This is a genomic window from Brevibacillus migulae, from assembly GCF_004521915.1.
GTDB classification, from domain to species: domain Bacteria; phylum Bacillota; class Bacilli; order Brevibacillales; family Brevibacillaceae; genus Brevibacillus_F; species Brevibacillus_F migulae.
In genome coordinates this window covers 190732-205141 of sequence record NZ_SDKD01000003.1, presented here as the reverse complement: position 1 = coordinate 205141, position 14410 = coordinate 190732, and the positions used below count along the sequence as shown (strand labels likewise).

Sequence of the window (14410 nt, the reverse complement as noted above, 5' to 3'; positions counted from 1 at the left end):
CATTTATTGCATCAAGCCTTTATTCGTATCGTTATCTTTGCTTTGCTGAGGCTGCGGAATGTAAGCCACACAATCCTCCGGAGAGACTTGCTTCAGCTTGATGGACTCCTCCGGCACATAGAAAGTCCACATCCGGCTGCTTTGCGGATCTACGCGCAGGTTGCTCAATTCATAGCGAACGCGCGCTACTTCTCTTCCTTGCTTATCATGGATGCGAATCGGCACCTCGGTAAATTCCAGGCGTTTGCCCAATCCGTTGCGGAACAGCACGACGATTTTCAGTCCGCCTTCATCTCCCGCGGCGATGTCCAATACCTGGAGATCGACCTGGCCCGGGATCGCTTCGATTTTATCTTCCGCATGCTCCATGTACTTGCCAAGATCTTGCTCCGACAAGCCATTGGTATCGGTGTATTTTTCTGGCGTCAGTTCCCGTTTTTTCGGTTTGCCTTCATAGGAGAGCGTCAAGGGGACTTCCTGCTCCGGCACGCGGGTGAACTCTTCCCAACGGAACATGAATTCACTTGGACGGCTGACAAACTTGCCCAGGATCCCAAAAGGCATCATATCAAACGTCTTGCGGGCCACCACTTCGCCGTCCGGTGTCGTCAGGACGAGCGGCAGCTTTTGCAGCAAAATATCGCGGTCGCATGCGTTGCGCAGGAACGCGAGGACGAGATAGCCTTCTGGCGTGACATTCGTAAAAAATGGTGTAATGCCGACCTCATCGCGTACAACCGGCGGCAATTGGTCGTGAATGTATTCCAGCAGCTCCTCTTCCATATCATCCAGCTTGCTATCCCACGGTCCATGCAAAACTACGGACAGTTCTTTTGAATCCACGCGATTGGCGGATTGCTCGGGACGATCCAATCCGGAGACCCCGAGATACGATTCCTTTTGCAAGTGCTCGCGAATATCTTCACGCACCTGTTCCAAGCTTTCCTCTGTCCCAAACCAATTCTCCAGTAACCAACTCATGAAAAAACCTCCTCGATAGCCACACACTCACATATGTATCTTTGTGTTCTTACTTCACAATCAGCGCCCAATGACGCAGCACCGTATCCTGCTTCTTCACCAATTCAGGCGGGAATACCATGATCCAGGGTCGGCTGGTTCCTGGCCGCACATGAATTTTGTCTGTCTGAACCAAGCCCTCGGCAATCACGCTGCCATCCGGATCCTTGATGGTAATATCCAGCTTTTCTGGAGAATACACCTGATCCGTCGCATTTTGAAACAGCATCGCAACCACCAGACGTCCGTCCTTCATCCGGCTGATATCAAAACCGGTTACTTCCACTGTATTCCGTTTTAACGGCGGCAGTACTTGCAGGATGTATTCCAGTCTGTTTTTTTGCATGTCGGTCATTTTGGCTTCCATCGCCGGATCCAGATCAAGCTCACGCGGCCATTGATACATGCTCTTGCCCACATGCAGCTTCACTTTCCAACGGCTGAAGGCAAAATTATCGCTGACAAAACTATCCGCTGGGAAAAAGACTTCCCACGGACGGCTGGTGTTGGACGGAATCGCCCCCAGCTCTTCCATATTAAATGCATGACGCGCAAACAAGCGGTCATCCAGATAGACGGAAAGCGTGATCGTTTTGAAACGCACCGGGTACGCCGTCCCATTACGGAAAAACATCGCTACCGTGATCCCGCCGTCTCCCGGAATCATACTGAAGCCGGTGACGCCCACCGTACCCACAATCATCTCAGGCAAATCCGCTTGCAAAAAGCGCAGCGCGTACTTTTTCTCGTTATCCAGCATTTCTTCCCATAAAGGATGCAGCGACAGCTCGGTCTTTACTTTTTGACGCTCTTTCTTTGGTGCTGGCGCAGGCTTGTCCGTTGTCTGCGCTGCATTGACGGCATTCCCTGCTTCCTGCAGCTCCTCTGCTTCCACAATGGACTCTTCCTGAATCTCTTTCTTTAAATCTTCAAGGGAACGCGCGTCATCACGGTCCTTGCCAAACCAATTTTTTATGAATGAAAACATAGTATCCCCCTCTTCGTCTCTCTTCTGAGGTCTTCTTATCATCATATCGTTTTTGGACCAACAGGGTCAAATCATTCGGTGGCTTATTCCCCTTGGGGCACCCGGACGCTCCAACGGCTGAAATCCGGATTTTCCTTGAGAATGCTCTCCGGCGGAAAAATGAACATCCATGGTTTGCTCGTTTCCGCATTGACAGTGAGCGAGCCCAGCTCAAACAGACCTTGCGCTACCGTTTCTCCCGTCGCGTCGATCAGGGCAAGCGGAAGTTTTTCAAAGGAGAGTGAACGCTCCGAGCCATTGCGGATCAACAGGAGTGCCCGCAGGCTGCCATCCTCGCTCTTGGAAAGTTGGACGCTTTGCACGTTGACTTCTCCCGGCTTCAGTGCAGGCAACTGCTTCGCCAATTCGATCAAGGAATCCTTCTGAGCATCGGACAGCGATTTGATCCAGGATTCCTCCAGCTCCAGCTTTTGCGGGAGGACCATTTTCTTCTCTGCGATCTCGAAGGCCAGCTTCCAGTTGCGGAGCGCTACATTGACCATCAGATAGTGTTCCCTGCTGAATACAAATTCCCACGGTCTGGCATGAAACGGCGGAATCTCACCCAGCTCCGACAAGTCAAACGACTGCCGCGTGAACAGCTGGTTATCCTGAATCAAGACCACGAGATTCATTTTGCCCAAACGGACCGGATTCGGGGAAGCATTGCGGACAAAAGCGACGACCGCGATGCCCTCTTCGTGGGGCACCAGACTGACCCCGGCCAGCGAGATGTTACCGGGTGCAATCGGCGGAAGCTCGGATGCCATAAAGGAAAGAGAATACTTCTGCTGCATCGAAAGGTTTTGATCCCACGACTCATGCAGAGAAATAGGCGTCGTTACTCCCTCGGCCGTTTCCGCTTGTGGTGTTTCCTCTGTATCTTCCTTGATTGTATTCGCTTCGGAGGCCGCAAGAATGGACTCCTCCTTGATCTCTTCTTTCAGTTCCTTAGGGTCGGACTTTCCCGACAGAAAGTTTTTTACAAATGATAACATGTCATGTCGCTCCCTATCTGTACTCCCTGTCCATCGACATTCCAAATAAAGGGGATGGACATTCCTGACATACACTATAGCATATTACTACCCGTTTTCAAAACGAAACGGCGCCACCCGCTTGGGCAGCGCCGCTGTGAACATTAGGATTGAGTTGTAGTGGTTGTTTCGGTTGTAGTTTCGGTTGTTGTCTCAGTTGTGGTGTCGGTTGTTGTCTCAGTTGTGGTGTCGGTTGTTGTGTCCGTTGTTGTGCCGGTTGTTGTGTCCGTTGTTGTGTCCGTTGTTGTGTCCGTTGTTGTACCGTCAGTTGTTGTACCGTCGGTTGTTGTACCGTCGGTTGTTGTACCGTCGGTTGTTGTACCGTCAGTTGCCTCTGGATCTTCGATGATCACGATTTTACCCTCATCTTGGTAGCCCACTTTTGCATTCAAGCTTTCACCGATAAAGCGGAGTGGCAGGAACATGCGGCCATTTTTGATTACTGGCGCGCTGTCCAGCTTGATGGTCTCGCCATTTACCACTGCTTCGTTTTTATCCAGATACAGCGTGATTTTGCTGTCGCCGCGAGTAATTTCTACCGTTTTGGTTTCAGCGCTGTAGTTTACTTCTGCTTTCAGTGCTTTGCTGATCGCACGCACTGGTACCATCGCTCTGCCCTTTGCGATGAATGGTTGTTGCTCAGCTTCTACTTCTTCGCCATTCACGAAGGTTTTCAGCGTTTCGTCACCCGTTTGCTCATAGAGCTCACCCAGCTTTTCGTATTGTGCAGCATCACCAGGCTTGTACACTTTTTCCAAGAGTTCTTTTTGAACAGAAAGAGCTTCACCCAAAGCGGACGCACTTTCCAGTTCTTTTGTAAGTTCTTCGTATTTCGCTTGGATTTCCGGAGTAACCTCAGCTACTTTTTTCAATTCTTGACGAAGCGTGATGATTTCTTTTTTCAGTTTTACCGCTTCTTTTACCGCTTGTTTTTTGGTAAGAGGCGCAGTGTCAGCTGGTTGTTCTTCTGCTGGAGCTTCCTCTACGGTACCGTCTGTTTCTGTCTCAACTTCTACATCGGCATCTACTTCAACATCTACCTCAATATCGCCATCGAGAGAAAGACCGTCATCATTGCTTGTCTCATCAGAAGATTCCTTTTCGGGCTTGTCGGCTTTGCCAGTGTCTTTGTCGGCCTTGCCAGTGTCCTTGTCGGCCTTGCCATTTCCTGTGTCCTTGTCAGCCTTGCCTTTTCCAGTGTCCTTATCGGATTTTCCACTGTCGGAACCTTGTTTGTCCTCTTTTGCAGGCTTGCTTTCTTTTTCCGATCCGCCGCCTGTCTCCTTCGCAGGCTTAGCAGCTTGTACCGCAGCCAACGGAGAAACGGAAGATAACAGCGCTACAGAAAGAAGCATGGGAAACCATTTTTTCATTACGGTGAAACCTCCTTGGTGTTTTTTAATGGTATTTCCCTTATTTGACCACACTGAAACTACGATTACATGGTTCAAAAGTTTTATTTTTCTTAATAAACAGCTGGGACAAATAACTATCTCACATAAAAAACCCTCGACCAAGTCAGATGACTCAATCGAGAGTTTCCTGTTTTAATCCGTTACGGTGATAGAAATTCTAACTGTTTTTCCGCCATATTTGGCTGTGATCGTCGCTCTTCCCTCGGCAACTGCGGTGATTAGCCCTTCTTCATCCACAGTAGCTACTTTCTCATTCGACGAAGACCAGTCAATGTCTGCGGTGACCTCATCCTCGGAATCATCCCGGTAGGTTGCCTCCAACGTTGGTGCATAAGTTTCTTCCAGCTTCAGCGTTTTTTTCGTGGCATCGGCTGCCAGCTTTTTCAGTGTGGTGTCTACACTGATGTTGGTCGATTTGCCACGGTAGGTCGCCGTAATGGTTGCTTTTCCGAACCCTGTCGTCACGATTTGCCCATCTTGATATTCCGCCACATCGTCATTGCTGGTCTTCCATGTCGCTTCTTCCGTGACTTCTTCCTTTTCACTTCCATAGACTGCGCTGAGCTTGATCAACGAAGCATCGTCCGGCTTCATCAAAAGCTTGCTGGAGGACGCCTCCAGCTTCGTCAGCTGGATCGTCACGCTTACTTTTACCGCTTTTCCTCCATAGGAAGCCGTGATATAAGTCCGCCCCACGTTATGGGCAGACACAACGCCATCAGCAACGGTCGCTACGCTTTCATCATTGGAGCTCCATTCAATCTCATCGGGATCGATCATTGCAGTGGATTTATCCCCGTACGTAGCCATAATCTGGATCGTCGCTGTGCCAACCGGTTTCAACGACAGGCGGCTCGTGGAAGCTTTCAGGCTGCTGACCGTGATTTCTACCGGTATCTTGAGCGTTTTTCCGCCAAAATCAGCTGTAATGTTTGTTTTCCCAAATCCTTTTGCGGTCACCAGTCCATTCTCGACAACCGCGACCCGTTCATTTTGCGAATCCCATTGCACTTCGGACGTGATATCCTTTTTCGAATCGTCGGAGTAATAGGCGTTTACAGACAATTGAGACTGTGCTCCCGGCTTGAGGGTAAGCTTTTTGGAGCTGGCGCTGATTTTCTCCAGCACAGGTGCCGAATTCTCTACATCATCCGCTCCATCCTGCCAGGCCTGGTAAATGTTGAGCAAGCCCTCACCGTACAAATCATCGTCGCCTTTCGCTCCTAGATCCGTAGTCCCTTCGAGCAGCAGATCCGTCAGCTCCTCGGGGTCCAGATCCGGATTCTGTGCCTTCAGCAAAGCAGCCGCTCCAGAGACAAACGGTGTCGCCATCGAGGTGCCCGACTCATATACGTAGCCTCCCCCCGGCCATGTACTGAGAATGTCTTCCCCCGGTGCGGCAATATCGATACTGTCCCCAAAATTGGAGAAGTTAGTGAGCTTCAGATTTTCATTGACAGCACTTACTGTAATGACATCAGGAATGGAAGCAGGGATGAAGTAGTCCGCGTCGGCCTTTTCGTTTCCGGCAGCCGCTATGACCACTGCGCCTTTGTCCATTGCGTATTCTACAGCATCGATCATGGTTCTGGGTTTCCCGTCCATTTCCTCATTCCAATAGCCGCCCAGACTCAAATTGATGACATCCGCACCGAGGTCCACCGCATCCTCGATCGCCATCGCCACGTGATACAGGTCCCCATCTCCTTCATCATCCAAGACCTTTAACGGAAGCAGCTTCACATCGATCGGGCCCGCCGTTCCCGCAATGCCAACCTTGTTCAGCTCTGCTGCGAGAATCCCCGATACATGCGTGCCATGTCCGTTGTCATCCATCGCGTCAGAATCGCCATTGATATAATCATAATCATGCTTGGTATCGACACGGTTGGCCAGATCCGGATGCGTGTAATCTACCCCGGTATCGAGGACAGCAACCGTTACTTCCTCTGTGTTTGTGGCTTCTGCCCAAGCCTCTGCCGCATGGATCGCACGCAATCCCCATTGCTTGGAATAGCTCGGGTCGGCAATCTCTGCGAACGTATGCATTTTAATATTGGGCTCGATATATTCCACGCTAGGGTTGGATGATAAGCTTGTCAGGGCCTCTTGCTCGGAAGCCTTGTCCAGCTTCATCACCACTCGCTGATTGTTAACACTCAGGACTGACGCGCCTTTTGCAGATAGCATCGACTTCGCGGACAGGGCTGATGCTGTTTTTTTCATCTTAATAATGTACTCGCCCGTCTCACTGCTTGGGATCGATGGCGAGCTCGTTTCTGCACGGACTTCGTGGGCCCATATACCCGCTTGTCCGACAAATGTGAATAATGAGAAGGCTACGGCGATTTTCCCCAGTTTGCGGCCATATTCTTTCATCTGCATCTCTTTTTCTCCTTTTGGATGGTACCATCAGTCTTCAGGACTTGTTCCTATGTATTACCCTGTTTTCAAAAGAGTCAAAACCCCGTTCCTGCAAACACAGTACCCACCGCGATCGGAAACGGGATCTTGTATACATTTTTATGTAAGTATAGCAGTGAAAGATTAGGAAATCATTTGTCCCATGAAAAAAGACATCTCTTCGACGGCAAGAGCAATATCATTCGTATCCGCTCATGTGAGCAGCTCATTACAGGAACGATTGCATTCCTGGCAGATGACTCTTCCTTTGAAATAGATCGAATCCATCGTAATCGTCCCGCAAAATGTGCAGCCTGGCGAATATTTCCGCAAGATGAGCATGTCGCGGTCCACGAATATTTCCAGCGAGTCGGAAATCTCGATATTCAAGGAACGGCGAAGCTCAATAGGCAAGACGATTCTGCCCAGGTTGTCCAGCTGACGGGTAATCCCGGTGGAGTGTCCCGCTCCTTTCACCTCTTGGCTGGAGGATGTGCTCATGGACAAGATCCGGTTTTTCTGATAATGCGAAGCACAAAAGCCTTTTGCGTAATAGGCGCCTTGACAGCCAGGTACCTGGCAAGTGCGTTCCATCGCTGCAGCTGTCTCTTGTAAGGCGGAGTGTTTGGCTGGATTTTGGTTTTGCTGCAATCGGTGTGCCTGGTAGTGTTTGGCACAGAACCCTTTGGCCACGTGCTTGCCTTGGCAACCAGGGATTTGACAGCTGCGATTTGTCATAGTTCCGATTCCTCCCAAGTGTTTTTGCTGGGGGACTTCCGAGAGTTGGGGTTGTCCCTTCCATTAATTGTAACAGGGTGGGGTGGGAGGTGTGTACGGGAGAATTGCCCTATCTGTGTGGGGGTGGGGTGGTTATATGGTTGTAGGTTATAATTTTCTATTTAATATATTTAAGTCCATACTTCCACTGTTGTGAGTGGTAGTATGGACTTTAGAAAATCACCTAGCTAGACAAAAGTAGCAGAGCATAAAATCTTAAAGATTCATGTTTCTACAAATCTAAATCAAGAAATCAAAGTCAACAGATTAAGATTATCTACTTCGTTTGGCGTAACTTTTCCTCTAAATTGTAATGGTCAATATCTTTGTATGTAACAAAGTCTGTGTAAAACCCATGTACCCCTATATCTTTGAATTTCTTCATTTCATCAAGGTTGTTTAAAGTGTGAACATATACCGGAATGCCTTCTTCCTTTAACTTTGATACAAATTCGACATTTGCTTTAAAAGTCGGCATGGTTATAGCAGCGATATTATTATTACTTACAAATTTAATAACTTGATCATTAGTATCTTTCGATTGATAAAGAGTATAAATATAATTATCAAACGAATGAATATTTTCCAAAGTTGCAAACATCTCTTGGTTATATATCTGTGGGATAATCCTTTTTAAAATGGTCACATCTACTTTCTTTGCTTCATTTACCAATATGTTGAATTGTCGTTCCACTAATAATTTTTCAGTGTCTTTCGTATCCGTAACAATATAAATATCTGGATACTCTTTTAGGATTTTTGCAATCTCACTGAATTCAAGCATCGTGTAACGTTTCATTATTTTGTATTTTCTAATCTCATCATAGCTTAGAGGTTGCCCTTTACTGCTAGATATATCTTGTTGTAACATCTTGGTGAAACTTTCCGACCAATCATGTCGAGCAACTAAATAGTTATCAGAAGTTAGGATTAAATCAACTTCAAACACTCGTTGCCCCTTATCATAGTTAGCGATAAAGGCTTCGTAAGAGTTAGTGTAAGTATTGCCAGCAACCCCACCAAAGGCATGTGCAATAAGAGTATAATCAGACCAAATTTTAGTTTGGGATTCCGCTGCTTCTGATACTGAGGTCGAATAAAAGATACTTAGCAAAAGTAAAAAAAATTGTAAAAACCTTCTCATGGATTTTCCTCGATTCCCTATGTGTTAGCGTACATTAAAATAGAAGTCCAAAAAATAATAAATCTTGTTCACCTTAATTGCAATTTAAATATATTCGAAATAATCGCTTAGAGCTATCCAAGGAATACTTTTTTAAACATTTAAATAATTTATTAAAACTAATACAGCTAAGACAAGAAATATTATTAAGCAAATTGAATCAACTCTCATTTTTATCTTTACTCAATAATAAGTTCCACATTTTATCACAGGTTATATGAGTAGCTTTTTCTCATGTAAGGTAGTAGTTCTGCAACCAGTTAGAAATTTATAATACCTTTCTTTGATTTAGCCGCACATTCGTTAAAGGCATAGTTAATAATAAATCGGACAAAAAAAAGAGCCAACCCCATATCGATGAGTTTTGGCCAGCTTCAAATAAATGTATTAACTCTGCATAGCTACTTTTTGAAGATATAATGTAAACTCTTCACGCAAATCCTCACGTTTTAAGGCAAATTCCACAGTTGCTTGCAGAAATCCAAGTTTATCCCCTACATCATAACGCTTACCCTCGTAATTATATGCAATAATTTCGCTTTCTTTCGCTAACTCCTTTAATGCATCTGTGAGTTGGATCTCTCCGCCCGTTCCAGGCTTTGTTTTTCCCAGGTAATCAAACACTTTCGGCTCCAAAATATACCGCCCCATAACAGCCAAGTTAGAAGGTGGATTAACTATCGGTTTTTCAACAAGATCAACCACTTCTGTTACCTTTCCTTTTTCCCTTCCTGGGGTAATTATTCCGTATTTATTGGTTTCTTTCCATTGAACAGATTGTACACCAATAACAGATTTTTGTTCCCGGTTATAAACTTGAATCATTTGTTTAAGACAGGGAACCTCACTAACTGTGATATCATCACCGAGCAAAACCGCAAAAGGATCATTTCCAATAAACTTTCTAGCGCAGTATACAGCATGCCCCAGACCAAGGGGCTCTTTTTGCCTAATGTAGTGGATATCCACCATGTTTGAAATCTCTTCGACAATCTCCAATAAGGTATTTTGTTGTTTTTCAAAAAGGTTGACTTCTAATTCGACCGATTTGTCAAAATGATCTTCAATTGCTCTTTTATGACGACCGGTAACGATAATGATATCTTCTATTCCCGATTCGACTGCCTCTTCAACAATATATTGAATCGTCGGTTTATCGACGATTGGTAACATCTCTTTTGGCTGAGCTTTTGTTGCGGGAAGAAATCGAGTTCCTAGACCCGCTGCAGGAATGATGGCTTTTTTAATCATGCTGTACCCCCATCATGTAGATTTAATACGCGTTCTTATTAACAAAGCCCCTCACAATTGTTCTAAAAATAATGCGTATATCTAGGAGTAATGTCCAATTTTCAATATAAAAAATGTCATGAATAATCCGGTCCTCGATCGAAGTATCTCCACGTAGACCATTGGCTTGTGCCCAACCAGTAATCCCCGGCCGCACATGATGTTTTACCATGTATTTGGGGATCTCCTCCTTAAATTGCTCGACAAAGTACGGACGTTCCGGGCGTGGCCCCACAACACTCATATCCCCTTTTAGAACATTGAAGAACTGTGGGAGTTCATCCAAACTCGTCTTACGCAAAAACGATCCAAATCTCGTTTTACGAGGATCATTTTCAGTTGTCCACTGTGTGTCAGAAATCTTTTGGGACAATACTTTCATCGTGCGAAATTTATACATGGAAAAAGTGCGCCTGTTCATCCCAACCCTTTCCTGTTTAAAAATGACCGGTCCTGGAGAAGTTAATTTAATTCCAACCGCGATCAACAGCAATAACGGTGAAGTCACGACGATGGCTGCAAGTGAAAATGCAATATCAAATATCCTTTTGTACAAACGATTTCTAATCTCATCAAGTGGAATATCTCGCACGTTAATCATTGGAATATCTGCAAAGTTGTCGATATAAGGTCTGGCTGGAAGAATGTCGAAAAAGTCGGGAATGATTAATGTACGCACTCCTGCTTTTTCACATACTTCAATAATAAGTCCATACTTTTTATGTGCACGAAGCGGCAATGCAATCACCACTTCATCAACCAAATTGTTTTCAAGGATATTCTCTAAATCACCGATATTACCAATAATCGGTTTATATTGCGAAAATTCCTCATCGTGTTGAACCAAATTATCATCTAAAAAGCCGATCACTTCAAAGCCCATCTCGGGATGCCGCAAGACTGTTTGATGGAACCTTCTTCCTAAAGATCCCGCACCTAAGATAAGAATGAATTGCTTGTTGTATCCCTTTTTCCGAAATTGTTTTAATGAGATTTTAATTACGTATCGGTAAACATTAACGAGCAAAATGTTATTGAATAGAAAGATCAGAAGAAATGTTCGGGAAATATGCAGTTCTTTGAAAATGAATAAGAAGCTAAGCAATACCAACAAACTTAATGAATGAACCTGGATTACTTTAAACGCTTCAAACGAGAAGCGTTTTTTACGCTTTGGAGAGTAAAAACCCGTTAAAAAGCCGATACCATTTGCAATGATCCCGTAAATAAAACTCCATAGAAAATAGGTACCAAAAGGCAAATGTGTTTCATCTGTCGAAAAAACATGAAACTTCAGCCAGTAAGAAAACAGAAAAATGCATTGAATGATAATTAAGTCAGTTACTGCATATATTTGCGATAAAAATTTTTCATTGTTTCTTATCATCAAATCACCCAATTCGTGATAATTGATTTCGTAATAAAGTAATAGCGAATTTAAGTGCTATCCCTAAATAAACGATAAAATTTGTGATGAATGAATACCTTTGCTGGTAATGCTTTTTATGAAACAGATACATCGCTCTATGGAACTCATAAACGATTTTAAAAGGCCTACGTCTGCTGCTGGCCCCTTTATAGTGGATAATGCTGGTGTATGGGTAATAATATAGTTGCCAGCCATGTTGCTTAATACGGTAACACCAATCAACATCTTCTCCATACATAAAGAATTCCTCGTCAAGTAAACCAACCTGCTCAATTGTCTCTCTTCGAACAATCATAAATGCACCAACTAAGCAGTCTACCGGATAATCTTGATCGGGATCTAAATGACCTAATTGATATTGATTGAACTTTGGTGAATTTGGAAACATTTTGGATAACCCCAATAAATAATATAATGAAGCAGATGGTGTCGGAAAGCCCCGGCGGCATGCTTTATCTAAACCACCATCGGGCAATAGCACTTTGCAACCGCCGGCTCCAATCTCTGGATGGAGGTCCATAAAGTTAACCATAATCTCAAGTGTATCGGAATTTACAACTGTATCGGAATTTAACAATAAAATATAACGACCTGCTGCTCTTTTCATCGCTTGATTATTCGCTTTTGAAAAGCCTAGGTTTTCAATATTTGCAATGAGAGTTACCTGAGGAAACTCTTGCGATATTCTAGAAACAGAGTCATCCGTTGAATTGTTATCGACGACTATTACTTCATAGCTGTATGTTATTTGAGAGTCAACTACCGAACGCAGTGCATTCAGGGTTAATTCGCATGTGTTATAAGAAACAATTATGATGCTAAGATCCATAGTCCCCCTACACCTTTTTGTATGTCATCTTGCCTATTATATCATTGATTTCGTCGTTTTTTGTCAAAGAGTGCAAGTAGAATGATGGCAAAAAAATAACTAGAGAGTCACGCCCTCTAGTCATTATGCATTTCATCTAGATAATCTTTTAAGGCATCTTTCCATGGCCTTATTGGTTGGAACCCATTTAATCGAATCGCCATATGATCGAAAACGGAATATCTCGGTCTGGGTGCTGGCCTTGGAAAATCTACAGTCGTTACAGGAGTGATTCGAATATCATTTGATCTCGTTTCTTCAAAGATGGCTTTAGCAAACTCATACCATGAACATTGACCAGCATTAGAAACGTGATAAATGCCGTATTTTTCCGAGTACATGACCTTTGAAATGAACTCTGCTAAATCTCTGGTATAAGTCGGACAACCGACCTGATCATGAACAACACGTAACTCTGGTTGTTGTGTAGCCAATTTCAACATTGTCCTCACAAAATTGTTACCATGTTTCCCATACACCCATGACGTGCGCAAAATAAAAAACTTACTCGAAAGTTGCTGAACAAACTTTTCGCCTGCCAACTTCGATTTACCATATACCGTCCGTGGATTTGTCGGAACAAACTCTGTATACGGTATATTCGATTCGCCATCAAAGACATAGTCCGTACTGATATAAATCAGTTTTGCTCCAATTTTCTCTGCGGCGACTGCTATATTCCTAGTCCCATAAGCATTGACCAAATAGGCTTGATCAACCTCTTGCTCAGCCTTATCTACTTGGGTATAAGCGGCAGTATGAACAATCACCTCGGGACGTAGATTTTCAATCGTCTTTATAACTTCGTCAAGATTAGTAATATCTAGTTCATCACGACCATAAGAACACACCTGATGATCATTAGCCATTAATGTATTAGTTACTTCTACGCCGAGTTGGCCTTTTCCCCCAGTAACCAAGATCCTCATTATTTTACCTCTTCAAGACGATTCTTGTATTGTTTTTCATAGTAATCCCGATACTCTCCATTAATAATGCGGCTCCACCAATCCTGATTATTGATGTACCATTGAACCGTTTCAACAATGCCAGTTTCAAACGTATATTTTGGTTCCCACCCAAGCTCAGTTCTTAATTTCATCGCATCAATGGCGTAGCGTTTATCATGACCAGGTCGATCTTTTACGAATTTAATCATTTCTTCGGATTGACCCAACTCAGATAAAATTTTCCTCACTATCTCCAAGTTCGTTCGCTCATTATTACCACCGACATTGTAAACTTCTCCTGGCTTGCCTTCATGAATAACCAGGTCGACAGCAGCACAATGATCCTCGACATGAAGCCAATCACGAACATGTAAACCGTCACCGTAAACGGGAAGTTCCTTGCCATTCATTGCATTGATAATCATAAGAGGGATCAGCTTTTCCGGAAAATGATAGGGTCCATAGTTGTTGGAGCAACGGGTAATATTAACTGGCAATCCGTAAGTTTCATGATAAGCACGAACCAATAGGTCAGCTGCTGCTTTGCTTGCTGAATACGGACTATTGGGGCTAAGCGGTGTGTTTTCTGTGAAATAACCAGTTTCCCCAAGTGTTCCATATACTTCATCCGTTGAGATTTGAACATATTTCTTGATCCCGGCACTTTTCGCAGCATCCAATAGGACCTGTGTTCCCATTACATTGGTTTTTACAAAGACATCGGGTTCCGTTATACTTCGATCCACATGTGATTCCGCCGCGAAGTTGACAATTACATCCACTCTTTGGGAAAGAAGGGAATACACAAGATCTCGATCTGTAATGCTTCCGTGAACAAATTGATATTTCGGATTTCCTTTCAGATCTTTAAGGCTTTCGAGATTTCCCGCGTAAGTTAAGGCATCGAGATTAATGAGTTCGTAATCTGAATATTTCTTGCTCATATATCGAATAAAATTACTCCCGATAAATCCAGCTCCACCCGTAACTAGCAGTTTCATCTATTTTCCC

At 44.3% G+C, this 14410-nt stretch carries 12 protein-coding genes; all 12 read right to left on the bottom strand.

The features are described 5' to 3' along the window. Positions 1-3 precede the first annotated feature (3 nt). Positions 4-981, bottom strand: a complete 978-nt coding sequence (locus EIZ37_RS05040) for an SLAP domain-containing protein (RefSeq protein WP_134683480.1) — start codon at positions 979-981, stop codon at positions 4-6. Between the two features lie 49 nt (positions 982-1030). Then, a complete protein-coding gene (locus EIZ37_RS05035; protein ID WP_134683479.1) occupies positions 1031-2008 on the bottom strand; it encodes an SLAP domain-containing protein in 978 nt (325 codons plus the stop codon). Between the two features lie 83 nt (positions 2009-2091). Continuing rightward, a complete protein-coding gene (locus EIZ37_RS05030; protein ID WP_134683478.1) occupies positions 2092-3045 on the bottom strand; it encodes an accessory Sec system S-layer assembly protein in 954 nt (317 codons plus the stop codon). A gap of 143 nt (positions 3046-3188) precedes the next feature. Next, a complete protein-coding gene (locus EIZ37_RS05025; RefSeq protein WP_134683477.1) occupies positions 3189-4457 on the bottom strand; it encodes a copper amine oxidase N-terminal domain-containing protein in 1269 nt (422 codons plus the stop codon). Between the two features lie 174 nt (positions 4458-4631). Further along, positions 4632-6884, bottom strand: a complete 2253-nt coding sequence (locus EIZ37_RS05020; protein WP_134683476.1) for a S8 family serine peptidase — start codon at positions 6882-6884, stop codon at positions 4632-4634. Positions 6885-7115: 231 nt separating this feature from the next. Next, the gene (locus tag EIZ37_RS05015) at positions 7116-7403 is read right to left on the bottom strand and encodes an AbrB/MazE/SpoVT family DNA-binding domain-containing protein (protein WP_134683577.1); all 288 of its coding nucleotides are present in this window, start codon (positions 7401-7403) and stop codon (positions 7116-7118) included. A 553-nt stretch (positions 7404-7956) separates the two neighbouring features. Beyond that, complete coding sequence (locus EIZ37_RS05010; protein ID WP_134683475.1) at positions 7957-8823, bottom strand: phosphatidylinositol-specific phospholipase C/glycerophosphodiester phosphodiesterase family protein; 867 nt, start codon at positions 8821-8823, stop codon at positions 7957-7959. Positions 8824-9249: 426 nt separating this feature from the next. Next, positions 9250-10113 carry a UTP--glucose-1-phosphate uridylyltransferase GalU gene (gene galU, locus EIZ37_RS05005; RefSeq protein ID WP_134683474.1) on the bottom strand — a complete coding sequence of 288 codons (864 nt, stop codon included), beginning with the start codon at positions 10111-10113 and terminating at the stop codon, positions 9250-9252. A gap of 22 nt (positions 10114-10135) precedes the next feature. After that, positions 10136-11539 carry an undecaprenyl-phosphate glucose phosphotransferase gene (locus EIZ37_RS05000; protein WP_134683473.1) on the bottom strand — a complete coding sequence of 468 codons (1404 nt, stop codon included), beginning with the start codon at positions 11537-11539 and terminating at the stop codon, positions 10136-10138. Between the two features lie 4 nt (positions 11540-11543). Continuing rightward, positions 11544-12410 (bottom strand): glycosyltransferase family 2 protein, encoded by an 867-nt coding sequence (locus tag EIZ37_RS04995; RefSeq protein WP_134683472.1) that lies wholly within the window; start codon positions 12408-12410, stop codon positions 11544-11546. A gap of 116 nt (positions 12411-12526) precedes the next feature. Then, entirely contained in the window at positions 12527-13378 is an 852-nt protein-coding gene (gene rfbD, locus EIZ37_RS04990; RefSeq protein ID WP_134683471.1) for a dTDP-4-dehydrorhamnose reductase, read from the bottom strand. Further along, the gene (gene rfbB / locus EIZ37_RS04985) at positions 13378-14400 is read right to left on the bottom strand and encodes a dTDP-glucose 4,6-dehydratase (protein WP_134683470.1); all 1023 of its coding nucleotides are present in this window, start codon (positions 14398-14400) and stop codon (positions 13378-13380) included. Before rfbB ends, rfbD begins: the two co-directional genes overlap by 1 nt. Between the last annotated feature and the right edge of the window lie 10 nt (positions 14401-14410).

Excerpts from the sequence above, each read along its gene's own strand:
- EIZ37_RS05040 (WP_134683480.1), bottom strand. The coding sequence starts at position 981 with ATGAGTTGGTTACTGGAGAATTGGTTTGGGACAGAGGAAAGCTTGGAA.
- EIZ37_RS05035 (WP_134683479.1), bottom strand. The coding sequence starts at position 2,008 with ATGTTTTCATTCATAAAAAATTGGTTTGGCAAGGACCGTGATGACGCG.
- EIZ37_RS05030 (WP_134683478.1), bottom strand. The coding sequence starts at position 3,045 with ATGTTATCATTTGTAAAAAACTTTCTGTCGGGAAAGTCCGACCCTAAG.
- EIZ37_RS05025 (WP_134683477.1), bottom strand. The coding sequence starts at position 4,457 with ATGAAAAAATGGTTTCCCATGCTTCTTTCTGTAGCGCTGTTATCTTCC.
- EIZ37_RS05020 (WP_134683476.1), bottom strand. The coding sequence starts at position 6,884 with ATGCAGATGAAAGAATATGGCCGCAAACTGGGGAAAATCGCCGTAGCC.
- EIZ37_RS05015 (WP_134683577.1), bottom strand. The coding sequence starts at position 7,403 with ATGAGCACATCCTCCAGCCAAGAGGTGAAAGGAGCGGGACACTCCACC.
- EIZ37_RS05010 (WP_134683475.1), bottom strand. The coding sequence starts at position 8,823 with ATGAGAAGGTTTTTACAATTTTTTTTACTTTTGCTAAGTATCTTTTAT.
- galU (WP_134683474.1), bottom strand. The coding sequence starts at position 10,113 with ATGATTAAAAAAGCCATCATTCCTGCAGCGGGTCTAGGAACTCGATTT.
- EIZ37_RS05000 (WP_134683473.1), bottom strand. The coding sequence starts at position 11,539 with ATGATAAGAAACAATGAAAAATTTTTATCGCAAATATATGCAGTAACT.
- EIZ37_RS04995 (WP_134683472.1), bottom strand. The coding sequence starts at position 12,410 with ATGGATCTTAGCATCATAATTGTTTCTTATAACACATGCGAATTAACC.
- rfbD (WP_134683471.1), bottom strand. The coding sequence starts at position 13,378 with ATGAGGATCTTGGTTACTGGGGGAAAAGGCCAACTCGGCGTAGAAGTA.
- rfbB (WP_134683470.1), bottom strand. The coding sequence starts at position 14,400 with ATGAAACTGCTAGTTACGGGTGGAGCTGGATTTATCGGGAGTAATTTT.